This is a genomic window from Flavobacterium sp. (genome assembly GCF_047602195.1).
GTDB lineage: Bacteria > Bacteroidota > Bacteroidia > Flavobacteriales > Flavobacteriaceae > Flavobacterium.
Map to the genome: position 1 here is coordinate 537632 of NZ_JASGHW010000002.1, position 24277 is coordinate 561908.

Genomic DNA, 24277 nt, shown 5'->3' on the forward strand with positions numbered 1-24277 from the left:
TAAAAACCTCAAAGATGTTTAATAGATTCATCCAGCGGCCGGTCTTATCGATCGTGATCTCGCTTATTATCGTGTTTTTGGGTATTCTCGCCATGACCGCCTTGCCGGTCACGCAATTCCCTTCGATTTCCCCGCCCAAGGTCAACGTGACCGCCGAATATCCAGGGGCCAACAACGAACTCATGACCAAGTCGGTCCTGATTCCACTCGAACGTGCCATCAATGGTGTACCGGGCATGAAATACATGGCTTCGGATGCCGGTAACGACGGCGAGGCCACGATCCAGGTCGTTTTCAACCTCGGCACCGATCCCAACCAGGCATCGCTTAACGTACAAAACCGTGTGGCGTCGGTCGTCAACAAACTCCCGCCGCTCGTCGTTCGTGAAGGCGTCAAGATTACACGCGAGGAATCAAACATGTTGTTGTATGTAAACCTGTACAGCACCGATCCGCATACCGACCAGAAATTCCTGTTCAACTTTGCCGACATCAACATCCTGCCCGAGCTCAAGCGTGTGGACGGCGTTGGTGTGGCCGACATTCTTGGAAACCGCGAATACGCGATGCGCATCTGGCTCAAACCCGATCGCATGCTCGCCTACAAGATTTCGGCCGACGAGGTCATGAAAGCTTTGGAAGAACAAAGTTTGGAGGCTTCCCCCGGAAAGACAGGAGAAAGTTCGGGCAAGCGTTCGCAGTCGTTCGAATACGTACTCAAATATTCGGGGCGTTTTACGACGAAAGAACAATACGACAACATCATCCTGCGCTCGACTCCTGAAGGTGAAATCCTGCGGCTCAAAGACGTCGCCAATGTCGAATTCGGCAGTTCGATGTATGACATTTACTCGAACCTCAACGGCAAACCTTCGGCGGCGATTGTACTCAAGCAATCCTACGGTAGCAATGCCAGCCAGGTCATCAAAGACGTCAAGGCGAAACTGGCTGAAATCAAGTCGGCCTCGTTCCCCAAAGGCATGGATTACGAAATCAGTTACGACGTGTCGAAATTCCTCGATGCCTCGATCGAAAAAGTATTGCACACGCTTGTGGAAGCGTTTCTTTTGGTCGGCCTCGTCGTGTTCTTGTTCTTGGGCGACTGGCGCTCGACGGTCATTCCGGCCATTGCGGTTCCGGTTTCGCTCGTGGGAACGTTTGTATTCATGCAGTATTTTGGCATTACGTTGAACCTCATCACGTTGTTCGCTTTGGTTTTGGCCATCGGTATTGTAGTCGATAACGCAATTGTCGTCATCGAAGCCGTCCACGCCAAGATGGAAACCGAACATCTGTCGGCGCGAAAGGCCACGCAGAAAGCCATGCATGAAATCAGCGGTGCGATCGTGGCGATTACTTTCGTCATGGCGGCCGTATTTATTCCCGTGGCATTCATGAGCGGGCCGGTCGGGATTTTCTACCGACAGTTTTCGATTACGATGGCGACCTCGATTGTCCTTTCGGGCGTGGTAGCGTTGACCTTGACACCCGCGCTTTGTGCGATGATGCTCAAGAATACGCATGGTAAGCCGAAGAAGAAAACGCCTATCAATAAAATCGTAGAGCTTTTTAACCGTTGGTTCGATGGCGTATCGGAGCGTTACCGCAAACTACTCGGCAAAATTGTGAACCGACGCGTCATCACTTTCGGGATGCTGATTGCCTTCTGCCTCGGCACTTGGTTCCTCAATGGTGTCGTGCCTTCGGGTTTTATCCCGAACGAAGACCAAGGAATGTTCTATGCCGTGATCCAAACGCCTCCGGGCTCCTCGCTCGAGCGTACGAACCAGATTTCGGAGCATTTGCAGAAAATCGCCGAAGGCATCCCCGATGTACAGTCGGTTTCGTCCTTGGCCGGTTATGAGATTTTGACCGAAGGAACGGGTGCCAATGCCGGAACCTGCCTCATCAACCTCAAGAGCTGGGAAGATCGCAAACATTCGGTGCAGGAAGTCATGGCCGAATTGGAGGAAAAATCGAAAGACCTGACCGGTGCGACGATTGAATTCTTCCAGCCGCCAGCCGTTCCGGGTTATGGTGCCGCGGGCGGATTCGAGTTGCGTCTGCTCGACAAGACCGGTTCGGGCGATTACAAGAAAATGGAAACCGTCAGCAATGATTTTGTGGCCGCGCTCAACAAACGGCCCGAACTGTCTTCGGTGTTCAGTTTTTACAGCGCGAGTTTTCCGCAATACATGCTGCACATCGACAATGATCTGGCACAGCAGAAAGGCGTAACGATCGAAAACGCGATGAACACCTTGTCGACCTTGGTCGGCAGTAACTATGAGATCAGCTTCATTAAATATGGCCGCCAATACAAGGTCATGGTGCAGGCTTCTCCCGAATACCGGGCCTTACCGACCGACATCTTGAAACTTTACGTCAAAAATGACAAAGACGAAATGGTGCCATTCTCGGCATTCATGCGTATGGAGAAAGTATACGGCTTGTCGGAAATCACACGCCAAAATATGTATACTGCCTCCGAAATCAGCGGGGCCGCAGCCGATGGTTACAGTAGCGGCGAGGCGATCAAGGCCATTACCGAGGTGGCCGAGAAAACCTTACCGCGTGGTTATGCGATCGACTGGGCCGGTATTTCGAAGGACGAGGTGGCGCGAGGCAACGAAGCAATCTATATCTTCCTGATCTGTCTCGGCTTTGTCTACCTGATTTTGGCCGCGCAGTACGAAAGTTTTGTATTGCCGTTCTCGGTCATCCTGTCGCTCGTGGCCGGTATTTTCGGGGCGTTCCTGTTGCTCAAGATCATGGGGCTCGAAAACAACATCTATGCGCAGGTCGCGATGGTGATGCTGATCGGATTACTTGGAAAGAATGCCGTGTTGATTGTGGAGTTTGCCGCGCAGGAACACAAGAACGGAAAGTCGGTGCTCAAGGCCGCGATTGAAGGCTCGGCGGTACGTTTCCGACCGATTTTGATGACCTCGTTTGCGTTTATCGCCGGATTGATCCCGCTCGTTTTTGCCAGTGGTCCGGGTGCGACGGGTAACCGAACGATTGGTTCGGCCGCTGCGGGCGGTATGCTTGTGGGCACAGTGTTCGGGGTGTTGATCATTCCGGGGCTGTATTACATCTTTGGCCGCATTGCCGAAAAACACAAACTTGTCAAAAAAGAAGAAGAAAATCCGTTAACCGAAGAAATCGACCACCATGTATAGATCGAAAATCTTATTTGTCGCGCTGTCTGCGGCATTGGCCGTTGGATGTAAAACGCCAGAAGTAGCAACGGCCAATGCCTCCGCCAAACTTCCGGAGCAATATGCCCAAAGCACCGATACGGCCAACACGGCCAAAATGCCGTGGCGCCAGTTTTTTAAAGACCCGAATCTGGTTGCGCTCATCGAGACCGCGCTCCAGAACAACCAGGAACTCAACATCACCTTGCAGGAAATTGAGATTGCCCAAAACGACATCCGAATCCGAAAAGGTGCATTGCTGCCTACGATCGGCATTCGTGCCGGAGCCGGATTGGAAAAAGTAGGACGTTACACCAGTCAGGGTGCCGGTGATGCGTCGACCGACATTGCCCCCGGAAAAGAAACACCCGATCCACTAGGCGACTTGACCATAGCCGCACAGGCCAATTGGGAAGTCGACATCTGGAAGAAGTTGCGCAATTCGAAAAAGGCCGCGACCGACCGTTACCTGGCCACGGTGGAAGGACGTAATTTCGTGCTGACCAACCTCATCGCTGAAGTGGCCGATTCCTATTATGAATTGCTCGCGCTAGACAACCAATTGGCCGTCATCAAACAGGGCATCGCCTTGCAGCAAAACGGGCTCGAGATCGTGAAGGTGCAGAAGCAGGCCGCGCGTGCGACCGAAATGGCCGTGAAGAAGTTTGAAGCCGAGGTACGTCAATCCGAAAGCAGGGAGTTTGACATCAAACAGCAAATCAAGGAAACCGAAAACCGCATCAACCTGTTGCTCGGCCGTTATCCGCAGGAAATTGTACGGACGCAAACCCCGTTTTATGAGGTGGCAGTAGCCACAGTCCAATCGGGGATTCCATCGCAATTGCTCGCCAACCGCCCCGATATCAAGCAGGCCGAGCTCGAACTCGCTGCGGCCAAGCTCGATGTCAAAGCCGCACGCGCCGAGTTTTATCCTTCGCTCGACATTTCTGCCTCGATCGGTCTGCAGGCGTTTAAGCCGTCTTATCTGACCAGGCTTCCGGAATCGTTGCTGTATTCGGTCGTAGGCGATTTGGCCGCCCCGCTGATCAACCGCAACGCCATCAAGGCCGAATTCAAGAATGCCAATGCACGGCAGTTGCAGGCATTGTACAATTACGAACGTACCGTTTTGAATGCCTATCTCGAAGTGGCCAACCAACTTTCGAAAGTAGGCAACCTGGCCAAAAGTTACCAATTGAAGACCCAACAGGTCGACGCGCTCAACCGCTCGATTGAAGTATCGAACGACTTGTTCCTTTCGGCACGGGCCGACTATCTCGAAGTTTTGCTCACGCAGCGCGATGCGCTCGAAGCACGGCTCGAACTGGCCGAGACCAAGAAAGACCAACTGACCGCCGTGGTGCATGTGTACCGCGACCTCGGCGGGGGATGGCAATAAATTTGAAAGCCGGCGGATGCCGGCTTTTTTTATTTTTCCTGTTTGCGATTTACTTCAGTTGTTCCATCAGGTTGAATACCGACAGCATCGCCTTTCCCCTTTCGGCGAGTACGTATTCGATGTGGAGCGGCTTGAGCCTGATCACGATTTTTTCCAACAGTCCTTCGGCCTCGAGTTCCTTGAGCGCGACGGCGATGCTTTGTTTGTTCGATCCTTCAATTTCGCGCAGAAGGCCGCTGAAACGCACCGGGCCGTCTACCGCCAAACGAAAAATTTGCGGTTTCCATTTTCCCGACAACAGCTTCAAAACCCCTTCAGCCGGGCAATGCTGCGAATGGGCATCTTCTTTTTTTGTAGTCATGTTTTTCTGACTTATTGCAGGGTTTTTCAAGACCTCGCAAATTTGCATAAAATTAATCAATTAAAATTTCAGAAATCATGAATACCATCTTAAAATCGAAATTACTGGAGCCCATTCCATTAAAAACCAAAACATTAAACAACAGGATTGTCATGGCGCCGATGACCCGGAGCCGTGCGATCGGCAATGTACCGAACGAGCTGATGGCCAATTATTACCAACAGAGAAGCTCTGCCGGATTGATCATCACCGAAGGCAATGCACTGAGCCCAAATGCGCTTGGCTATGCCCGAATCCCTGGAATCTTTTCAGCCGAACAAATGGCCGGTTGGAAAAAAGTAACCGATGCCGTACATGTGGAAGGCGGCATCATCTTTACCCAATTGATGCACGTGGGCCGGATTGCGCATTCGGCCAACATGCCCAAAGGTGCGCAGATCGTGGCCCCTTCCGCCATCAGTGCCGATTTCCCGATGTGGACCGATGCGGTGGGTATGCAACAAACGGGAATGCCCCTGGAAATGGATATCCAAGCAATCGAACGCACCAAAAACGAATTCGTACAGACGGCCAAAAATGCCATTGCCGCCGGTTTTGACGGTGTGGAATTGCATGCGGCCAATGGTTATCTGTTGGAACAATTTTTAAATCCGCATTCGAATGTACGCCAAGACCTCTATGGCGGCAGTATCGAAAACCGCAGCCGTTTTGTACTCGAGGTCGTGAAAGCCGTGGGCGATGCCATCGGGTTTGACAAAATCGGGATCCGGTTGTCGCCTTACAGCACGTTCAATACGATGCCGCATTATGAAGAAATCGTACCGACTTATCGCTACCTGGTTTTGGAATTGAACCGCCTGGACATCGCCTATGTTCACCTGATCGACTATGCCGCCAGGGGCAGCGCCGAAGGATTGGGATTGATCAAGGACATCCGGAGCATTTTTCATTCGACGTTGATCTTGAACGGCGGGTATACCCAGCAACGCGCGGAGCAGGCATTGGCCGACAACGAAGCCGATCTGATTTCGTTCGGGTCGCCCTTCATCGCCAATCCCGATTTGCCTTACCGCATCGAAAACGACGAAACTTGGGCACAGCCCGATCCGGCTACTTTTTACACGGCAGATGAAAAGGGCTATACCGATTATCCCGTGCTTCAAACCCAATCATGATCCGACTTTTTATACAGACCGTCGTGTTGCTGTTTACGTACGGCTGCACGGCACAAAACCACCAGAAAATGAAAAATAATCATCCCAATCCGTTGTTGTGCAATCCCGAGGCCGGGTTTTGCGAAATCCCTTCTTCGGGGAATCCGGAAACACAAATAGCCGCCGTGGAGCAGCAAAAACCCATCCGTATCGTTTATTTTACCGACCCGATCTGTTCGTCCTGCTGGGGCATCGAACCGCAGTTGCGCCGACTCAAGCTCGCCTATGGTGACCATTTTGAAATCGACTACCGTATGGGTGGCCTGCTTCCTTCTTGGGACGGTTTCAATGGCGGGGGCATCACCCAGCCTTTGGATGTAGCGCAGCATTGGGACGAGGTGAGCCGCTATTATGATATGCCGATCGACGGTTCGGTTTGGCTCGAAGATCCGTTGCATTCCTCCTATCCGCCATCGATTGCCTTCAAGGCCGCGCAATTCCAAGACCCGAGAAAAGCAGTGGCGTTCCTGCGCAGGATCCGCGAGATGGTATTCGTCGAGAAGAAGAACATCACGCGGTGGGAATACCTCGAGCAGGCGGCCATGGAGAGCGGGCTCGATGTGAAACAATTGAAAACCGACTTCGAAGGCAAAGCCAAAAAGGCTTTCGAGGAAGATCTTGACCTGGCACGCAAAATGGGGGTACGCGGTTTCCCGACTTTGTTTTTTTCGAATGCTCAGCAGCAGGTTGTGCTCTATGGTTCGAAACCGTATGCGCATTTTGAGCAGGCGATCCAGCAATTGGAAGCTGGGGCAGTACGAAAAGAAGTACCTGCCGATTTTCATACGCTGTTCGGGCATTATCCGACGCTTACGACCAAAGAATATGCGACCCTTGCCGGGATCGGTATGGCGGAAGCGGAGAAACTCCTCGAACATCATTCCATGCTCAAACGGCTCACCAAGAAGGTCACCAAGAATGGCGTGCTGTGGCAATATTGATTTGATCGTCGCTTCGCGTGAGATTTCTCACTCCGTTCGAAATGACAGGGGGAAAACTTTGTAACTTTGCAACCTTAAACTTTGCCTCTCATGATAGAAGATAAAAATCCACAGCGCACCTCGATTGCCCAACTCGGCGAGTTCGGGCTCATCGACCACCTGACCAAGAATTTTGAAATCGTGCAGCCGTCGACGCTCAAGGGCATTGGCGATGATGCGGCCGTGCTTGACTTCAAAGACAAGAAAATCGTGGTCTCGACCGACCTGCTCATCGAGGGCGTGCATTTCGACCTGGCCTATATGCCGCTCAAGCATTTGGGCTACAAGGCCGTGGTGGTGAATGTATCGGACATCTGTGCGATGAATGCCAAGGCGACGCAGATTACGGTTTCGGTCGCGGTTTCGAACCGTTTCCCGCTCGAGGCACTGGAAGAACTGTTTGCCGGGATTACACTGGCGGCCAACGAATACAAGGTGGATGTGATCGGCGGCGATACGACCTCATCGCAGAAAGGGCTCATCATCAGCATTACCGTGCTAGGTGAGGCCGATGCCGAGGAACTTGTGTACCGCAACGGGGCCAAGGCCAATGACCTGCTGGTCGTTACCGGTGACATTGGTGCGGCCTATATGGGATTGCAGGTCCTGGAGCGCGAGAAACAGGTGTTCCAGGTGAACCCGAATTCGCAGCCCGACCTCGACGCCTACACTTACCTGATCGAACGCCAGTTGAAGCCCGAGGCGCGCAAGGATGTGCGTACATTGCTGCACGCGCTCGAGATCAAGCCGACCTCGATGATCGACATCTCGGATGGGCTGTCGTCGGAGATCATCCATTTGTGCAAGCAATCGGGTACGGGTTGTAACCTGTATGAGGAAAAGCTGCCGCTGGATCCGCAACTCATCTCGACCTGTGAGGAATTCAACATCGATTCTACGACCGTGGCCATCAACGGCGGCGAGGATTATGAGTTGCTGTTTACGATCGACATGGGCGATTTCGACAAAATCAAGGGCAACCCGAACTTTACGGTGATCGGCCACATGACCGAGGAAAAAGAGGGGCTGCACCTCATTACCCGTGCCCATACCAAGATCGCGCTCAAGGCGCGCGGCTGGAATGCCCTAGCGGAATAAATTGCAGTTGTCGGAAAATTTTTCGTCAAACAAATCACAAAAATCAAAAAAAGCTATTTTTCCTGAGTGTTTTTAGGTATTTTTAATCGAAATCTAATAACGCAACTATGAGCAAGCTGAGAATCTTTTACCTCGACGACGACAAGGACGATATTGAATTATTCCTCGAGGCCACCGAATCGTTTGAAAATGTGCAAGTTATCGTATTCACCACCGGCGATACGATGATCAAGAACCTCCATATTGTCAAGAAATTACCCAACGCCGTATTCGTAGACCTCAACATGCCGCGCAAGAGCGGACTCGAGACCATCAAGGAAATCAGGGTTTATGACCGGTACACCGATATGCCCATCGTGGTACTGACCACAGTCGGATTCAACAATATCGACAAGAGCCGGGAGGCGGGCGCCAATTATTTTGTGATCAAGCCTACCTCGCTGGACAAGCTGCAACGGTCGATACGGCATGTGCTGGACATCGATTTCAAGAACTTCAAGCCCCAGACGAACGAGGAGTTTGCGCTCATGGACATCGACGCCATCTAGCGTACCATCATCTTTAGGGCTATCCTCTAATATTTATAGCAAGGGAAACAATCGAGAGTCAATCCGGTTGTTTCCTTTGTTATTTTAGGGCTTGCCGAAAGCGGTCATTGACATCCAGTTGATGACCAGCCTACCTGCTGCCACCTTCCCTGGCGGTGCCTGTAAAACGATTTTGCCCATGCGGTAACCCATTTGGTCCATATTCCTGCGTAGATCGTAATCTCGTCCTGGTAAAGGATCGAGGTATCGGTGACTTGCTTGATCGAGATCGTATGGTCCCAGACCTTGGCGCAACTGTCCCATTCCCTGGTTTGGATTATCCTGCCGACCGGGTCTATTTTTTCAAAATGGATCGAATGGATTCCGCCCATGGGAAGGCTGTTGTATAAAAACATCCGCGTGGAAACGGTCTGGCCCTGGGTCCATTTTTGGGGAAAGTGTCCCTGGGTCGGTTTGAAACGTATTTTGCCCTTGGCGATAAAATGCAGCAGTGCGCTGGTCTGGACCTTTTCCCAGGCAACATCTGCGGGGATTTGGATCTCGGAGGCTATGGTCAATTTGTTTGCGGCAACGGTTTTCCCTTTGTAGTCGATGCGGGTGCTTTGCAGATTTGTGGTCATTGTTGCGGCTTTACTTGGAAATGACTGTTTGTCGCGGTATTTGTTTAGACGTTACCATGGACGGCAGAAATATAAGCGCATAAAAAAAGCGATATTCCCTACTATATCGCTTTTTTGTTTTGTAAAGAGCAGCATTAAGTTCTTGGTAATCAATTTGGGGACTGATAAAAAAAGGGGTCTTAATGAATATCGCTTTACGGTATTTATTTTAATGTGTGAGATAACTAACTCATTATCACGTTGTAAAATTAACACCAACGACCCGTAAAACGAATACGGCTTCCCGTATTTTTCGTTACGGTTTCCCGCATTTGTTTTTACGGTTTCCCGTAATTGGGGTTACAAAAGCCCTTTGTTCTTGGCTTCGCGGATCAAGTCGACGTCGGAGCCGCCCTTGATTTCGAGGGTTTCCTTGAGGTTCAGCTTGCGTTTTTCGACCGCGCTTAGCGACAGCGGGACGAATTGTGGGATGTCCTTGGTTTTGGTTCCCTTGGACAGGTGATACAGAATTTGCTTGTCGAAGGCATCGATCTCGATGTTGTCGTACTGAAGCTGGCTCACCAACTTGACGACGGTCTGGCTGTAGTAGTTCTCCCCGATTAGGATCTTGTCGAAGGCGATCAGCAGTTCATCGAAAGTCAGGTCGTTCTTAATCACAAGCCCGTTCGGGTTGATGTTCTTGATGATGGTATTGATCTTAAGCAGTTCGGTGTGCATCGTGAGCAGGATGATCTTGCAGTCGGGCATTTCCTTCTTGATCAGCAGGGCCAAATCCTCACCCGAATAGATGCCTTTTTCCTCATAGATGGGCATGCTCAGGTCGAAGAACGCGATGCCGAACGGCTCGGCCGCCTCGGTGATCGCCTCGTACCCGGTTTTGCAGTCCTTGGCCTGGGTGATGGTGAACTCATAGAGCCCTTTTGAGTTGTATCCTTTGATCGCATTCTTGTAGGCCTCGATGATGAAAGGATGGTCGTCGACAATTAGGATATTGATGCTCGTTGCCATGTGGTTTTTGGTTGAGTTGGGTTGTTTGCTTTTGCAAACGTAATTTTTTTTTCGTTTTGTTTAACGAAAGGGATTGCATAAATACATTTTTTTTGCTTACTCCCATTTTCTTTCCACTGATTTCCTTACCTGTTTTTAGTGCACTTTAACACGGACTATATAGGGAGTATCTAGGAAGTATCCGGGAAGTAATGAATTTCTATTTTATTCTTTTCGTTGTCCAAAGCCTAACACATACCATTGCGGACTTCATCTATCGGTATGCCCGAGTAGGCAGAGAATTCGGTAATGGAGACAAATTGGTGCGGTTGTTTCTTGAGGTGTTCCTTTATCTTCTTGAGGTAACGACGTGCGGATTTGTCTTCCTTGCCCATTATTCTTTGGATGTCTTTTGGGTAAATGCATGCCCTGTAGTTGTCTGGTTTCATGGCGTTTGAGATTTAGGGTTATCGTGGATAAGAATCTTTCATACCAAATCTATGCAATTTTTGTGTGCGTTGAACGGGAAAAAAGTTGTCGTCTCCGGACATTTTTAGACAAGTTGATACTTCTTTGCCCCTTGCATCCCAATAACGGCCGTTCTGGCCGAGACCTCTTTGAGATATGATTTTTATTGCCAAAACTTTGCGACAGTCATCCGAGACAGTTGCAACGAATTTTGATGATCGAGTTTCAAATTATTCATTCATTTAAATTTTTAAGATTATGGCTAAACAGAAAGGCATATTCAAGGTGAAGGGTACGTTGGATGACGTGACCTTCTACAAGTCCGGACAGGATGGTTATCTTGTCAGGACTAAGGGCGGCGTCCCCGCAGCCCGTATCGCGAGTGACCCCGCTTTCCAACGGACGCGTGAGAACAATGCGGAGTTTGCCCGTGCGGGCAAGGCGAGCAAGATGTTGCGAAGCGCGCTGCGCGGCGTGATGATCAACTCCAAGGACAGTCGGGTTACCAGCAGGCTCACCCAGGACATGATGCGGGTCATCAAGGCCGATGCCGTGAACGAGCGCGGTATGCGAAACGTTATAGACGGCGAGGCCGAACTGCTGACGGGCTTCGAATTCAACATCAACGGTAAACTCAGCACCACGCTCTTTGCGCCTTATGTGCCGACCATTAACCGTGTATCGGGTGAACTGGACGTTACACTTGCTCCGTTCGTACCCGTCAACATGATTATTGCACCGACCGGGGCTACCCATTTCAAGATTGTTTCGGCAGGGGCCGAAATTGACTTTGAGGCGGAAACGTATGTGATGCAGAACTCATCGAGCGCGGTACTGCCCATCGATGCCACACCGACGGCGGCGATCACGCAGACCAATGCGGTGACGACAAACAGCACGAAACCGCTGTTCCTTGCGGTGGGACTGGAGTTTTTCCAACAGGTAAACAATCAGATGTATCCGCTCAAGAACGGCGCATTCAACCCGTTATCGCTTGTAATGGTGAGCGGGCTCCCGACACCGTAAGGGTGTTAATGCCCCGCAACCAAAAAGGCTGCGGGGTTTTCAAAATCAATATTTACATTAAATCTTTTACGTTATGAAAACAACATTTTTCTTTTTGCTGTTATTCTTTACCGCCATCGGTGGGCAAACAATCCCTACCAACAAGCCGATAGGTACCAATCCGGGGCATGAGCGCAGGTTGGCCGACATTGGCGGTACACAATCGGTGCCGAGGACCTCTTTTTATCCTAGTGATGGACGTGCATTTTTCGCTTAGGACAGGAACGTTCTCGGGTGCCTTGTGCAGCATGCTGCCCAATATCCTTTCGGAGGATATCATCAGGACGGCGGTACTCGCAGTGGTGGGTACCTCGGTCAGTTTCCTGGCGACACTTTTCCTTAAATGGATTACGCGGCGACACAAAGACTGATCGCCATTGGATGAAGCCCGCAAAATTTGCGGGCTTTTTTTATCTGGATGCAAAAAGTCCCAAATGCGAAAATCACAGAATCCGATATTCTCTATATTTACACCATAAAAGCCTTAATAACCAATTCCTTATAAGCCATGCAACAGGACGCGACCGACAAAAGGATTGAAGCCATTTTCGAGATGTTTGACTCGTTTGCCAAACGCGATTTTAGCTACCGTATCCCGATTTCAAGCCGAAGTACCTATGCCGACGCAATTGCCGTTTACCTTAACCTCATCGCGGACGACCTTGAAACTTACCTGCGGTATAACGATAGCGTCGGTTTCGGATTGGTCTCCTTGCCTGACACCTCAAAGCAACCTGCCGAGCTACTGGCCGAATATATCAGACTTCATTTAGAAGAGCCGTTGCCGACACTCAAGGCGCTTGCGCGGATGTTCTTTACGAACGAACGGAAACTCAAGGAAAGTTTCAAGGCGTTATACCACACCAGTATTTACCGATACTATAACCAAGAGCGCCTGAGAAAGGCGCAGTTGCTTGTGCTGCAAACCAAGCTTCCGCTTAACGAAATTGCCACCAGTTGCGGTTTCAATACCTACCATAATTTCTCGACGGCCTTCAGGAAATATTTTGGGCATGCCCCTATCGTGTTGCGTCAACAGTGAAATCGCAAACCGAACCACTTTGACCCGAAAAGGTAAACCGTTGTCCCGATTTGACAAAGACAAAATATGTGGTCTTTGGAATTTTACCAAAAATCTTTCGGTATGAGATATCCAGCAGCGAAACGCATTGCCGTTTTAATTATCAGCCTCCTTTATATATTGTTGTTTGTGTATGCCTCGGTAAGCAAGCTGCTGGATTTTGAAAACTTCCAGGTGCAACTGGGGCAGTCGACACTTTTGGGATTCTTTGCCGGGTTTGTTTCCTATGCGGTAGTTGTCACTGAATTGGTCATCGCGGGTTTATTGGTGTTCACTGTTACACGGACCTTAGCCTTGTATCTGGGTTATTCGCTAATGGTACTGTTTACGCTGTATATTTATTTCATCCTTCATTATAGTTCCAATGTTCCGTGTTCGTGTGGCGGTGTGATTGAAAAGTTGAGTTGGGACGAGCATCTTTTGTTTAATGTCGGTTTTGTGGCCTTGGGTGCCATAGGGTTGTTGCTTACCTGTAGCCTGCGGTCGAGGTCTTTGAAGAAAACAGGCGTTGGCTTAGTTTCTATCATCATTGGAAGTATTGTCTTTATGACTGTGCTTCATTTCGGGTCGGAATCGATCATCCATCAACATAATAATTTTACTAGGCGGTTTCCACGCGGGCCGTTGACGCAGATCGGGGAAATCGATTTGGGTTACAATTCGTTTTATTTTGCGGGACAGGATACCGGACAGATCTATCTGGGTAATTATTCCGCCCCTTTGCTTGTGACCGGGATCAACCGTGGCGGGAAAGTGAGGCAATATCATATCCGTTTCCATGACAGCCTGACCAAATTCCGATCGCTGCAACTTGAGGTAAGGCAATCCCGCTTTTATTTGTCGGATGGCACGGTACCTATTATATATAGTGGGTATACTTATGATTGGAATGTAGGCAAGCGATTCTTGTTGCCTAAAAAGTTCTATTTCCCCGTCATCACGAATGATTCGACAATGGCATTCAGGACTTTTGGGCAATCGCAGGAAAATGTTTTGGGGACGGTGAACTTTCGGGATGGAAATGGGTTTCGGCTGCATGACCGTTTGCTGCAAAAACAGATCGATGGTGTTTTCGATACCGATGGTATACCCCGATACAGTGAAAGTTTGGGGCGTTATGTATACCTATATTATTATAGGAACCAGTTTATCGTAACGGATGAAGCACTCAACCTCATTAGTCGAGGGAACACCATAGATACTACATCCCGGGCAAAAATTAAGGTCGCTTATGTAAAGAAAAGGGATGAGCGGAAATTCTCGGCCCCGCCGTTGATGGTGAACAGGCTAAGTGACGTGCACAGGAACCTGCTTTTCGTGCAATCGACGATGCGTGGCAAGCATGAAACCGAAGGGATGTGGCGACAGGCCAACGTGGTCGACGTATATGACCTAAGGGACAACAGCTACCGCATGAGTTTCTACCTGTATAAATTGGACGGCACCACGGATTATGATGCGTTTATGGTTACCGATCATCATGTGTATGCCCTTGTGGGCGAAAAACTTGTGGTGCACCGTATCGAGAAATCCCTCCTCAAAGAATTTGACGGTCTGGATGACCGATAAAGAATACCGGCCGGTTCAGGGGCAAGGCTGAAAACCTGTAGAAAAGAGTAGGCCGAAAATATCAATTTAAATTTATTTATTATGAAAGCAAATCTTTTAAAAATGATTTTGCCTGTGGCGGCTTTTGCGCTTGCTTCGGCGGGTGCGGTAACCACCAGCAACCAAAAAACTGCGAAAGCAGAAGGCAAAATTGTCCAGGGTTGGACGATTGATTGTGTTGAATTGCGTCAATGTAACAACACAATGGGAAGCCTTTGTAAGCAGGCAGGCGTGCAGGCTTATGAGAAAGATGGGAATGATTGCTCCGAAGCTTTGTTTCACAAACCTTGATGCCGTCTCCGGGCAAAGAAAATGCGGGCTTTTGCCCGCATTTTTATTTTATCCCGTCTGCAATCCATTGCGCCGGGAGTTCTTTTTTAAGATAAAATGCCAACCAATCGTCCGTTTTTTTACTCAAGTCCTTTTGGTTTTTTGGATTTACCAATCCGTGCTTTTCGTTTGGATAGGTTACCAACATCTGTTCTTTGTTTAACCGTCTCAGTGCTACATAAAATGCATAAGATTGGTTTGGATTAACATTGTTATCGGCTTCGCCTGTCCATTGCAATATAGGTGTCTTGATATCTGCCACGTAGGTCATCGGTGAATTTCTTTCGTACCGTCTGCGGTCCTCGAACAACGATTTCTTCATGTCCCACTGCTGGGTTTCCAATCTCCATATTTCGGGACGTCCAAGCCAAATACTTATTCCCAAATAGAAAGATTGCGCGTCAGAAATTCCTGCGCCCGATATAGCGCACGCGAAAAGGCCTGACCGTGTAGCTATATAGTTCGTTTCATAACCGCCAAACGAATGTCCTATCAAGGCTACACTGTTGGGTAGTACCGAGCCTTTTACGATTACTGCCTTGACACCTGACTCGACACAATCGAGTGCAGCCATTCCCGGTTCGCCCTCGTGGCTGGTAATGTCAGGTTCGAATACAAAATAGCCATGGGCTGTGAGATGCTGTATATTAAATCCGTCATCTTTGTACAAAGAGGGAATGTCATAAAGGTATAAATGGTAAAACTGTTTCTGGTAGATATGCACGACCATGGGGTATTTTTTTGTCGTATCATAATCGGCCGGATAATATAATATGCCGTTTAAATTATTACCCGAATTATTCTTGTACCTGATTATTTCGGGTTCGCGCCATAAGAAATTTTTGTGGTGACGGTTACTTTTCTCAACCACGCGGTATTTATTATCCCTTAAATTCTTGGTTCGAAACTCAGGCGGGTCATTGAATGTTTCGGATTGCCATACGTAGGCATCGGCCCTGGGTGCCTTGATTATTCCCAATAATCCACAAGAGCCGTTATCAATGTTGTTTAGTTTCCCTTTGGCATCCCTAAAATAGTAAGCCCTTGTCGTGTCGGTGACCGCTTTCAGCAATATGCCTTTTTTGGTATCCAAGGCGTGGTCAAAACGCCAATCGAAATTCCGTTTGCCATTCAATTCCGAAACGGTGAAGGCAATCCGGTAGGTAACACCCTTTTCTTTTCCTTTGGTGAGCCTTTTTTTGAATGCTTTTTCCAATCCGATTTCCCAAATATCATTTTGATCGTATACCAAAAGCGAACTGTCTTTCAAACCCCAAGCCGCTACGCCAAATGCATAATTTTCGAACCCTTCTGCATCAACCAAATCAGGAATCTTGCCATTGGTGATATTCGTATGCTTTCCGGTGTCAAATTCATAAATCCACCAATCCGCTCCTTTTATGTAGGCCAGATATTTTCCGTTAGGAGAAACCGATAATTCGTAGTGGACGTTGGATTGGTTTTCCAACAAAAGACGGGTTTGCCCAGTCCTGAGATGGGTCAGGTAATAGTTAGTATTAGGAACTTCTATGTATTGCGGGCCAATTTCGTAAGGACTGTAAGTGATCGCATAATCCATCGTTGCGTTAAAGAAAATGTAAGGCCGTTCAGTACTGCCGATTAGCAAGAACCGGTTTTCGACCGGCATCCAAGCCGCCATTTTTGGCCAACCTGCAAAGTTGTTGACCCTGTTTTTCTGCGGGTAGAAGTATTTGTCGTTGCCGTTCCACACCTTTATTTCCTTGCCGTTGTATTTGGTAAGTTCGCCTGGGTCTAGCAGGCCGAAGAAAATCCTTTGGCCATCGTTGGAAATGGTAAGTTGGGAAAGGCTGCCTGTTGCAATCTGTTTCCCTGACGGGAAGGACAGCATTGTCGACGGACTGAAGATGTGAATCTTTTTCTCCTTGGGGATTGCATGAAAGACCTGGTTTTCCTTCTCCCCTTTGCTGACAAATGCGAATGACTTTCCGTTGCTTTGCCATGCGAAATGGCAGTCGCCGCTTCCGGCTTCGATTTCCCAAGGGGATTTTGTGCCGTCCAATGGTAGCCAAATTACCTTATTCCCGCTCTTGTAGACGACGGCATCGTTTGTGGGTGCCATGCTGAACGCCGACACATTGGGGATTTTCTCGATCGTACCGCCCGAAGGCTTGGAAATGCAGAACATCGTTGCGGCTTCTTGTTTCTCGATCGTGAGCAGTGTCGTATTATCGGAGGACAATGCATAGGACATTATGCCTGTGAGTTGCCTTGTCTTGCCGGTGGCTAAATCCAACAGGTCGAGCGTGTCGCCGTGTTTGGCGGTGAACCATTTCTCGCCCTGGAATTTGCCGTCGGCTTCCAAGAATTTGAACTTGACCCTGCTTTTGGTGTGCTGTACCACGAGCGTGTCTGGGAGTTCGTCGTATTGCATGCGGTAGGAAATCCAGTTACCGTAGTCGGATATGTTCTCGAAGTACATGTTCCCCCAGAGGTTGTAATCGGCCTCGGTGGCGACGCGGTTTGGTTTGCCCTGCCCGGAGACCGGGCAGGAAACTAACCAAAAAAATAAAACTAGCACTAGGAGACCACCACCTGAGTGCGCACATTGCCAGTCCCTTGACAATGTATTTTTAACAAGCTTTTCCATATCAGTAGCCAGGGTTTTGAGGGTTAAGATTTGGGTTGACTTGTAATTCTGATTGCGGCAATGGCCATAGGCGGTCGGTTGACGACCAACCCGGCTTGCCGCCTAATGTCGTATCGAGATTGCCTGACCGCTTGAGGTCGAGGAAACGGTGACCGTGTTCGGTGAAGAATTCGGTCCTGCGTTCGTTGAGGATCGCGGTAAGCAATGCTTCGGTAGTTATTGCCGTTGTGCCCGGAAGGCCTGCGCGGGTACGGATGGCATCGAGGTCTTCCCTCGCCCCTATCAGGTCGCCTTGCCGTGCGCGTGCCTCGGCACGGATCAGGTATTGTTCTTCGAGGCGCAGGACGATCGAGAATTCCTCGGATGCTCCGGTGTCGTCCTGTAGCTTGTATTTATTGGGGTGAAACCAAATAGTTGAGCCGTCGGTGATTTCTGCAATCCAAGCGGTGCGCCTTTGGTCGCCCGGTTCGAATTGCGACACAAAATCTGGGGACAATGCGACGATCGATGGCGGGCCTTCGGTAAAGATGAATGCCACGGCCTCATCGGTGTTCTTGCCTTCGTGGGCCGGGGCGAGTTGCCAGATGGTCGATGTGCTGCTGCGTAGGAACACATTATTTAAATCGTTTTCCAAGGCGTAGGTTGCTGTCTCGTTCAGTACTGCGGACGCTGCGTTGGCGGCCTCTGCCCATTGTCCTGCGTACAGGTAAGCCCTTGCGAGTAAGGCCTGTGCGGTGGAGCGGTTTGGGCGGGCGTGGTCAGGGGTTTGGTATTCGAGGGGCAAAAGGGTCGTGGCCAGTTCGAGATCGGCGATTGCCTTTTGGATGACCTGCGCTGCGGGCGTTTTCCTGATGGTGTTGTTGACCGGGTATTCGGTGGTCGTGATGTATGGAATGTCGCCGAAAATGCCCGTCAGGTAAAGGTGGTTGAGTGCGCGGATGAACAATGCCTCGCCTTGAAAAATCGCCTTTTCGGAAGGGGTCAATGAGAGAGAATTTCCTGTTCGGGCGTAGACCGAATTTGCCGCATAAATCTGCGCATAGGCCGCGCCCCAAATCTCGGAAACGGAAGCATTTGAGGAAAGAACGGCGTTGTCGTAGAAGTTGGCCGTCGTGTTGGGCCCGCTCTCGAAGGAAACCAATTCGTCGGCGTAGCAGCCCATCAGGACGGAAGTGCCGGAGAGCTTGCCGCATATCACGCCTGCCTCGCGCATTTGTGAATAGATGTCGGAAAGGGCGGCGTTTGCGGTGACGCTGTTCTCGAAAACCGCCTCGGCGGTAAGTTGGGAGTTTGGTTGGTTGACTTCGAGGAAATCATCGCAACCAAACAGGAAAAATATGGGGATGGCTAACAGTGCCATTGTTTTGCGTGGATTGTATTTTATGGTCGTTTTCATGGTTGTGGTTTTAAAAGGTTAATTCGATGCCGCCTGAGATTACGCGTAGCGGCGGGAGGTAGCCTGCGTCACGGAATTCGGGATCGGCACCTTTGTATGAGGTGATCGTCCAGAGGTTCTGCGCGTTGAGCGAGAGGCGGCAGCCGATGTTCTTTAAATATTTTTCGGGAAGCCTGTAGGACAGGGCTACATTCTTGAGCCGGATGTAGGACGCATCGCTGACCGCGCCGTCACTTTGGGCGTAGTATTCGGATGCCTGCATGGCGGTGTCGTTCAGTCCTGTGGTGAGTACCTGATAAGTCGCAACATCGCCCGGCTGCGACCAACTGTCAGTGAAGGCTGCGGGTTGGTTGCGCTGCAATCCTGCGTAGCCCTGTGTGCCTGCCTCATTGAAATTGAGCTGTTTTACGAATTGGAACAGGAAGTCGAAGGTCAAGCCTTTGTAGGTGAACTGGTTCTGTATGCCGCCGTAGTATTCGGGTGCGAAATCGCGAACTATCTGGCGGTCATCCTCGTAGGAAATTGTGCCGTCGCCGTTGAAATCGGTAAACTCGTAGACGCCTGTCTGCGGGTTGATGCCCTTGTACTGGAACAGTTTCTTTATGGTGATGGGTTGGCCGATCACGTAATCGTTGCGGTAGGGTGAGGTTTCGAGCCGGGGGAACGAAACCAGTTTATTTTCGGGCAGTGTCAGGTTGATACTTGTTGTCCAGTTGAAGTTTTGGGTCTGCCAGTTGGTGTTGCGTAGTGTAAACTCCCATCCGCGGTTTTCTACGGTAGCATCGAGATTGGTTTGTATGACCGTGAAACCCGTGGTCGCGGCTATGGGCAGGCCGACGAGTTGGTTTGACGAGCGGTTCTTGTAGCATGCGGCGGTAAGGAACAGTTTGTCTTTTAAAAAGCCCATTTCTATCGCGCCTTCGAGTTTGTTGTTGGTCTCCCACCCAAAATTGGCGTTGTACAGGCGCGAGGGCAGCAGTCCCTTGATGCCCTGAGAGACATAGCCCGACGAGGTATAGGTGTCGAGGTATTGGTAGTCGCCTATCTGGTCATTGCCCGTTGTACCATAGCTTGCGCGAAGCTTGCCGAAACTCAGGAAACCCACAGGTTGCATGAATGCTTCCTTGTGGAACAGCCATGCCGCGCCGACCGCGCCGAAATTGGCGAAGCGGTTGCCCGGACCGAAACGGCTCGAGCCATCGCGACGACCCGTGAGGTTTAGGATGTATTTATGGTCGTAGGTGTAATTGAGTCTGCCGAAGAATGCGTTGTAGCGGTAGACGAGCTCGTCGTTGTTGCGGACGCGGATGGTGTTGGCCGAGGCCATGTCGTCCATCAGGCTGTTGTTTGCAAAGCCCGTTCCCTGCAATACCAAGCGGTTTGTGGTTTGGTTCTGGAAGGTGGCACCCAACAGGGCATCGATACTTGACTTGCCGAGTGCATAGCGGTAGTTGAGCTGCGGTTCGACAATCCAGGACTGGCGCAGCAGCTCGTTGGCATACTTGGTGGAATTTGCGGAGGTGCGCCCCAGTGACGGATTGAAAATCGTGTGCGGCATGCTGCGACTGTCGTTGTTGTGCAGGTCGGTAAAGCCGAAAGCAGATTTGAGTTCGAGGTTTTCGAGAATCCGGTAGCCCATCGTGGCGTTGGCCAAGAGGTTGTAGGTTTCGGTACGGCTGCGGCCATTGAACTGCGCCATGGGATTGTTCCATGTGTTGTTTTCCCAATTGAGGTTGCCGAAGGCGTCGTACAATTCGGGTGCATTGGGTTCGAGGTTGCGCGCGGCGGCAGTCGGGTCGGCCCACGGGATGTTGTTGGTTTGGGCTGAATAGGTACCCGAAAATGCCATGTGGAATTTCTTGTCCTCGGAGGTGTGGTCGAGGTTCAGGTGTGCCCCTCCCCTTTTGTAACGGAAATCGCCCGGAAAGACGGTGGTCTCGGTATTGTAGTTTCCGCTCAGCAAAAACCTTGTCTGTTCGGAGCCACCCGATGCGGAGAACTGCCATCCGTTGCGTTCGGCGGTGCCGCCGAGGAATACCTTCTGCCAGTCGGTGTAACGCGTCTGGCTCCATGTGCCGTTGACATCGTAGTCGGACTCGCCGATCTCTATGCCGTCGTTGGCGAATGCCTGACGACGCATGGCCAGGTATTGTTGCGTGTTCATCAAATCCATCATGCGTGTGACCTTACCTACGCCGTAGGTGCTGTTGAACGTGAATGCGGTCTTGCCTTTTTTCCCTTTACGGGTCGTGATGAGGACGACACCGTTTGCACCACGCGAGCCGTAGATGGCAGTGGCATCGGCATCCTTGAGGATTTCGATAGCTGCAATGTCGTTCGGGTTGAGGCTGCCGAGTGGGTTGCCGTCGCCGGGTGTGGACAATGATGTCTGGGCGTGGCTGATGGGATCGGTGGCATAGGGAACGCCGTCGATAATATATAAGGGTTCGTTGCCATTGGGCCGAAGGGAGTTTATGCCACGGATGTTGATGGTGTAGCCGCCGCCGGGCATGCCGGTTTCCTGTGTGATGGAAATGCCGGGCATGCTGCCTTGCATCGTACCCAGTATGTTGGTTACGGGTTGGCGTTCGATTTGTTCGGCATTGATTTTTGAAATTGAACCTGTGCGTTCGGATTCCTTTACGGTGTAGTAGCCTGCATTAACGGTCACTTGCTGCAATGCTGTGGCGTCGTCGTGCATAGCGATGCTTAAAGTCGTCTTTCCGTTGACGGGAACCTCTAACGTCTTGAGGCCTGTGAAGGTGATTACCAAAGTATCATTTGGTAGCGCCTGAATCGTGAAATTTCCGTTCTCGTCGGAAATCGTGGTCTGTGGTTTGCCCTTGATGGCAATGGTCGCGCCGGATAGCGGCCTGTTGTCGTAGATGACGGTGCCGATTAAGGCTTGCTGCTGCTGCACTGTGTTTGGATGGCGTGTAGCGGAGGCTTGTGTGGCGGTAAGGCAACAATAAATTATTGCAGAATGGTATGCCAAAGCCTTGAAAAATGGTGTGTTTTTCATAATTTTGGTTTCGTTAATTGAACTTCGTTTAATTGATCTAGGCCCTCTGATTAGTTTGCCGACTGGGAGAGGGTCTTTTTTGTTTTTAGTTTTTTGTCATAGGCGTGTTATTTTGTGCAGTCTGGCGACTGCGGTTGGTTCTTTACTTTTTTGCATTGACCAAAAAAGTAACAAAAAAGTCTAGCCCCTGGTTATTCGGCGACCTGCTAATCCTTGTTTCCTAAATCAGGCAAACTCGCTGCGCTCAAACAGCGCCTGATTTAACGGAAAATTCGGAAAGCAGGTGCCCGCCTGCCATAACCTATGGGCGGAACGCGCTTGGGCGATTTTTTTGAAAATGATGTTCCTTCCCCGCGGGGATGGTTCTTGGCGTCCTATTGACGATTCGGGAAAACTGAGGGGTGCGGTTATTTGTTAATAAATAAGGCGCGTGCCCAGCTTACGACTTGAGGTACTGGCATACCGTGCACCTATAAGTGAGCCCACGCCTAGGTCGTGAGGTTTTCACTAGTATCCCGGTGCTAAAACTGCCAGTTTTCAAGTTGAGATCCAGAGCGAATGCTTCTATTTTTTAGGAGAAGTGTCGCATGTTTTTGTTATTGGGGCAAATGTAGTAATTAATTTCAAATATGGACTATAGTCCATAGGAAAATTTTTAAATAATGTAGCTATTTGTATATAAACCTTTGTATGCTGACCGAAATAGAATTGTATATAATCCAACGAGTTAAGGAGATTCGAGAGAGTCGCGGCCTTACACAATTGGATTTATCTACTCGGATGGGAAAGGGTGTCGGCTTCATTGGAGATATTGAAGCTCCTTCTAAAAAAGCCAAATATAATATTAAGCACTTGAATGAAATTGCGAAGATTTTGGAGTGCTCGCCGAAGGATTTTTGGCCGGAGAAGGCTCTATAAATTAATTTTGATATTTCAATCAGACCACCTTTAAGGGTGGTTTTTTTAATCCCAAACCTTTGAGTAAGGAAATAAATTTCTAAATAAGGAAATTAAAATAATAAAAATGGAAATTTATTTTCATTTTCAGAAATATATATTTATATTTGCCTAATATTTATTCCTAACTTAATAACATGCAATACTTTAATATAATCCAGGCACTTTGTCGTTCCGCATTAGCCACTCCAAATGAGGCAACCAAACATCAAGTTAAAAGACTGAGGGATATTTTGGAAAAAGACGGCCATACCAAAGAAGCAAGCTCTTTAGAAGGCTTACTTCTTTCGTCAGGCAAGGGTCTAGATATGGCTCCAAGTAAAATCCAAAAATCATTTGTAATTCATTCCGGTGAACAATTGACAACCAAAACAGTGATTCCCGTTGATAAAGAAACATCAACTCCATTGGCAGAAATCTTTTTCCCAATTGATTTGCCGAGCGAGATGCCTATTTTCGACGAGAATATTCAATCCGCAATCGAATCAATTATCAATGAATGGCTGAAATTCGACCAGCTTCTGGAAATAAACGCAATTCCAGCCAGCTCTTGCTTAATTTATGGCCTGCCTGGAACCGGCAAAACACACTTGGCTAAATGGATTGCTAGCCAGATTGGCCTTCCTGTAGTCCTTGCAAGACTTGAAGGTTTAATGTCTTCATATCTAGGCACCACCTCTAGGAATATTGGAAATCTATTCACATTTGCCAATCGCTACAAATGCATCCTTTTGTTAGATGAATTTGATGCGATTGCCAAACTTCGAAATGATCCGCAAGAAGTTGGGGAAGTAAAACGAGTTGTAAATACTTTATTACAAAGTTTAGATTCGCGTCATGAAAAAGGTTTCACTATTGGCGTGACAAATCATGAAAGCCTTTTAGATCCAGCCATTTGGAGAAGGTTTGACATACAGGTTGAAATTCCAAAACCTTCGACAGATGTGATAATACGCCTTTTAAACAAATTTGTTCTGCCATTAAAATTTAGCGAAACTGAGATTAAGTTTTTGACTTGGTGTCTAGAAGGGTCTTCAGGGGCGGACGCGGAAATGTTGTCTAAATGGTTAAAAAGAGCATATGTTTTAGAGACAGACCCTAATATCGTTGCCATTATGAAACAGTTTGCACTTCTAAATAGCGGGCGGGTCGATGCTGTAAAAAGGAATATTATGCTTCGTAGCGACGAAGATTTTATTTCCGCTTTGCTAGCCAACAAAACCCTTTCTTTTAAACAAAAAGATGTAGCCTTACTGTTTGGCATGACGGCTTCTTCTTTAAGTAAACATTTATCGAAAAATAAAGATATCTAAT

Annotated in this window: 21 protein-coding genes; 14 read left to right on the forward strand and 7 right to left on the reverse strand. The window is 49.2% G+C overall.

Annotated elements, in window-relative coordinates; all coding sequences use genetic code 11:
• Positions 1-14: 14 nt before the first annotated feature.
• Complete coding sequence (locus tag QM717_RS03390; protein ID WP_415034838.1) at positions 15-3182, forward strand: efflux RND transporter permease subunit; 3168 nt, start codon at positions 15-17, stop codon at positions 3180-3182.
• Complete coding sequence (locus QM717_RS03395) at positions 3175-4599, forward strand: TolC family protein (RefSeq protein WP_415034840.1); 1425 nt, start codon at positions 3175-3177, stop codon at positions 4597-4599. The genes QM717_RS03390 and QM717_RS03395 overlap by 8 nt, the downstream gene beginning before the upstream one ends.
• A 49-nt stretch (positions 4600-4648) precedes the next feature.
• Here the strand turns inward: QM717_RS03395 and QM717_RS03400 are convergent, their stop codons facing one another.
• Positions 4649-4960 (reverse strand): winged helix-turn-helix transcriptional regulator, encoded by a 312-nt coding sequence (locus QM717_RS03400; protein WP_415034842.1) that lies wholly within the window; start codon positions 4958-4960, stop codon positions 4649-4651.
• Between the two features lie 77 nt (positions 4961-5037).
• Here QM717_RS03400 and QM717_RS03405 point away from each other — a divergent pair, with 77 nt between their 5' ends.
• The 4 genes from QM717_RS03405 (at position 5038) to QM717_RS03420 (ending at position 8800) form a co-directional block, all read left to right on the forward strand.
• Positions 5038-6135 (forward strand): alkene reductase, encoded by a 1098-nt coding sequence (locus QM717_RS03405; RefSeq protein WP_415034844.1) that lies wholly within the window; start codon positions 5038-5040, stop codon positions 6133-6135.
• Complete coding sequence (locus QM717_RS03410) at positions 6132-7115, forward strand: ClpXP adapter SpxH family protein (protein WP_415034846.1); 984 nt, start codon at positions 6132-6134, stop codon at positions 7113-7115. Before QM717_RS03405 ends, QM717_RS03410 begins: the two co-directional genes overlap by 4 nt.
• Before the next feature lie 90 nt (positions 7116-7205).
• Positions 7206-8252 (forward strand): thiamine-phosphate kinase, encoded by a 1047-nt coding sequence (gene thiL, locus QM717_RS03415; RefSeq protein ID WP_415034848.1) that lies wholly within the window; start codon positions 7206-7208, stop codon positions 8250-8252.
• 107 nt (positions 8253-8359) lie between these two features.
• Entirely contained in the window at positions 8360-8800 is a 441-nt protein-coding gene (locus tag QM717_RS03420) for a response regulator (protein WP_415034850.1), read from the forward strand.
• A 104-nt stretch (positions 8801-8904) separates the two neighbouring features.
• Here the strand turns inward: QM717_RS03420 and QM717_RS03425 are convergent, their stop codons facing one another.
• From QM717_RS03425 to QM717_RS03435, 3 genes are all read right to left on the reverse strand, one after another.
• Complete coding sequence (locus QM717_RS03425) at positions 8905-9420, reverse strand: hypothetical protein (RefSeq protein ID WP_415034852.1); 516 nt, start codon at positions 9418-9420, stop codon at positions 8905-8907.
• 339 nt (positions 9421-9759) lie between these two features.
• Positions 9760-10428: a response regulator gene (locus tag QM717_RS03430; protein ID WP_415034854.1), complete on the reverse strand. Its 669-nt coding sequence runs from the start codon at positions 10426-10428 to the stop codon at positions 9760-9762.
• A 227-nt stretch (positions 10429-10655) separates the two neighbouring features.
• Positions 10656-10856: a hypothetical protein gene (locus tag QM717_RS03435; RefSeq protein ID WP_415034856.1), complete on the reverse strand. Its 201-nt coding sequence runs from the start codon at positions 10854-10856 to the stop codon at positions 10656-10658.
• 277 nt (positions 10857-11133) lie between these two features.
• Here QM717_RS03435 and QM717_RS03440 point away from each other — a divergent pair, with 277 nt between their 5' ends.
• From QM717_RS03440 to QM717_RS03465, 6 genes are all read left to right on the forward strand, one after another.
• A complete protein-coding gene (locus QM717_RS03440; protein WP_415034858.1) occupies positions 11134-11901 on the forward strand; it encodes a hypothetical protein in 768 nt (255 codons plus the stop codon).
• Between the two features lie 73 nt (positions 11902-11974).
• Entirely contained in the window at positions 11975-12157 is a 183-nt protein-coding gene (locus QM717_RS03445) for a hypothetical protein (RefSeq protein WP_415034860.1), read from the forward strand.
• On the forward strand, positions 12135-12311 hold the full coding sequence (locus tag QM717_RS03450; RefSeq protein ID WP_415034862.1) for a hypothetical protein: 177 nt from the start codon (positions 12135-12137) through the stop codon (positions 12309-12311). The genes QM717_RS03445 and QM717_RS03450 overlap by 23 nt, the downstream gene beginning before the upstream one ends.
• 137 nt (positions 12312-12448) lie before the next feature.
• Positions 12449-12982: a helix-turn-helix domain-containing protein gene (locus QM717_RS03455; RefSeq protein ID WP_415034864.1), complete on the forward strand. Its 534-nt coding sequence runs from the start codon at positions 12449-12451 to the stop codon at positions 12980-12982.
• 102 nt (positions 12983-13084) lie between these two features.
• Complete coding sequence (locus QM717_RS03460; RefSeq protein ID WP_415034866.1) at positions 13085-14590, forward strand: DoxX family protein; 1506 nt, start codon at positions 13085-13087, stop codon at positions 14588-14590.
• A gap of 81 nt (positions 14591-14671) precedes the next feature.
• The gene (locus QM717_RS03465; RefSeq protein WP_415034868.1) at positions 14672-14920 is read left to right on the forward strand and encodes a DUF6520 family protein; all 249 of its coding nucleotides are present in this window, start codon (positions 14672-14674) and stop codon (positions 14918-14920) included.
• A gap of 43 nt (positions 14921-14963) precedes the next feature.
• On the opposite strand, the gene QM717_RS03470 is transcribed toward QM717_RS03465, so the two are convergent.
• From QM717_RS03470 to QM717_RS03480, 3 genes are read right to left on the reverse strand one after another with little or no spacing between them, the layout of a single operon-like run.
• Positions 14964-17588, reverse strand: a complete 2625-nt coding sequence (locus QM717_RS03470; RefSeq protein ID WP_415034870.1) for a prolyl oligopeptidase family serine peptidase — start codon at positions 17586-17588, stop codon at positions 14964-14966.
• 1 nt (position 17589) lies between these two features.
• Positions 17590-18984 (reverse strand): RagB/SusD family nutrient uptake outer membrane protein, encoded by a 1395-nt coding sequence (locus tag QM717_RS03475; RefSeq protein ID WP_415034872.1) that lies wholly within the window; start codon positions 18982-18984, stop codon positions 17590-17592.
• Positions 18985-18994: 10 nt separating this feature from the next.
• Positions 18995-22006 (reverse strand): SusC/RagA family TonB-linked outer membrane protein, encoded by a 3012-nt coding sequence (locus tag QM717_RS03480; RefSeq protein WP_415034874.1) that lies wholly within the window; start codon positions 22004-22006, stop codon positions 18995-18997.
• A gap of 690 nt (positions 22007-22696) precedes the next feature.
• Between QM717_RS03480 and QM717_RS03485 the strand changes: the two genes are divergently transcribed.
• Together QM717_RS03485 and QM717_RS03490 are read left to right on the forward strand one after the other, a co-directional pair.
• Positions 22697-22924: a helix-turn-helix domain-containing protein gene (locus QM717_RS03485; protein WP_415034876.1), complete on the forward strand. Its 228-nt coding sequence runs from the start codon at positions 22697-22699 to the stop codon at positions 22922-22924.
• A 176-nt stretch (positions 22925-23100) separates the two neighbouring features.
• On the forward strand, positions 23101-24276 hold the full coding sequence (locus QM717_RS03490; RefSeq protein WP_415034878.1) for an AAA family ATPase: 1176 nt from the start codon (positions 23101-23103) through the stop codon (positions 24274-24276).
• The last annotated feature ends 1 nt before the right edge of the window (position 24277 follow it).

Bases quoted from the DNA above. Each gene is read 5' to 3' on its own strand.
- QM717_RS03480 (WP_415034874.1), bottom strand. From the start codon at position 22,006: ATGAAAAACACACCATTTTTCAAGGCTTTGGCATACCATTCTGCAATA.
- QM717_RS03465 (WP_415034868.1), top strand. From the start codon at position 14,672: ATGAAAGCAAATCTTTTAAAAATGATTTTGCCTGTGGCGGCTTTTGCG.
- QM717_RS03470 (WP_415034870.1), bottom strand. From the start codon at position 17,588: ATGGAAAAGCTTGTTAAAAATACATTGTCAAGGGACTGGCAATGTGCG.
- QM717_RS03400 (WP_415034842.1), bottom strand. From the start codon at position 4,960: ATGACTACAAAAAAAGAAGATGCCCATTCGCAGCATTGCCCGGCTGAA.
- QM717_RS03490 (WP_415034878.1), top strand. From the start codon at position 23,101: ATGCAATACTTTAATATAATCCAGGCACTTTGTCGTTCCGCATTAGCC.
- QM717_RS03430 (WP_415034854.1), bottom strand. From the start codon at position 10,428: ATGGCAACGAGCATCAATATCCTAATTGTCGACGACCATCCTTTCATC.
- QM717_RS03405 (WP_415034844.1), top strand. From the start codon at position 5,038: ATGAATACCATCTTAAAATCGAAATTACTGGAGCCCATTCCATTAAAA.
- QM717_RS03425 (WP_415034852.1), bottom strand. From the start codon at position 9,420: ATGACCACAAATCTGCAAAGCACCCGCATCGACTACAAAGGGAAAACC.
- QM717_RS03455 (WP_415034864.1), top strand. From the start codon at position 12,449: ATGCAACAGGACGCGACCGACAAAAGGATTGAAGCCATTTTCGAGATG.
- QM717_RS03410 (WP_415034846.1), top strand. From the start codon at position 6,132: ATGATCCGACTTTTTATACAGACCGTCGTGTTGCTGTTTACGTACGGC.
- QM717_RS03420 (WP_415034850.1), top strand. From the start codon at position 8,360: ATGAGCAAGCTGAGAATCTTTTACCTCGACGACGACAAGGACGATATT.
- QM717_RS03460 (WP_415034866.1), top strand. From the start codon at position 13,085: ATGAGATATCCAGCAGCGAAACGCATTGCCGTTTTAATTATCAGCCTC.
- QM717_RS03475 (WP_415034872.1), bottom strand. From the start codon at position 18,984: ATGAAAACGACCATAAAATACAATCCACGCAAAACAATGGCACTGTTA.
- QM717_RS03440 (WP_415034858.1), top strand. From the start codon at position 11,134: ATGGCTAAACAGAAAGGCATATTCAAGGTGAAGGGTACGTTGGATGAC.
- QM717_RS03395 (WP_415034840.1), top strand. From the start codon at position 3,175: ATGTATAGATCGAAAATCTTATTTGTCGCGCTGTCTGCGGCATTGGCC.
- QM717_RS03390 (WP_415034838.1), top strand. From the start codon at position 15: ATGTTTAATAGATTCATCCAGCGGCCGGTCTTATCGATCGTGATCTCG.
- QM717_RS03450 (WP_415034862.1), top strand. From the start codon at position 12,135: ATGGACGTGCATTTTTCGCTTAGGACAGGAACGTTCTCGGGTGCCTTG.
- thiL (WP_415034848.1), top strand. From the start codon at position 7,206: ATGATAGAAGATAAAAATCCACAGCGCACCTCGATTGCCCAACTCGGC.
- QM717_RS03435 (WP_415034856.1), bottom strand. From the start codon at position 10,856: ATGAAACCAGACAACTACAGGGCATGCATTTACCCAAAAGACATCCAA.
- QM717_RS03485 (WP_415034876.1), top strand. From the start codon at position 22,697: ATGCTGACCGAAATAGAATTGTATATAATCCAACGAGTTAAGGAGATT.
- QM717_RS03445 (WP_415034860.1), top strand. From the start codon at position 11,975: ATGAAAACAACATTTTTCTTTTTGCTGTTATTCTTTACCGCCATCGGT.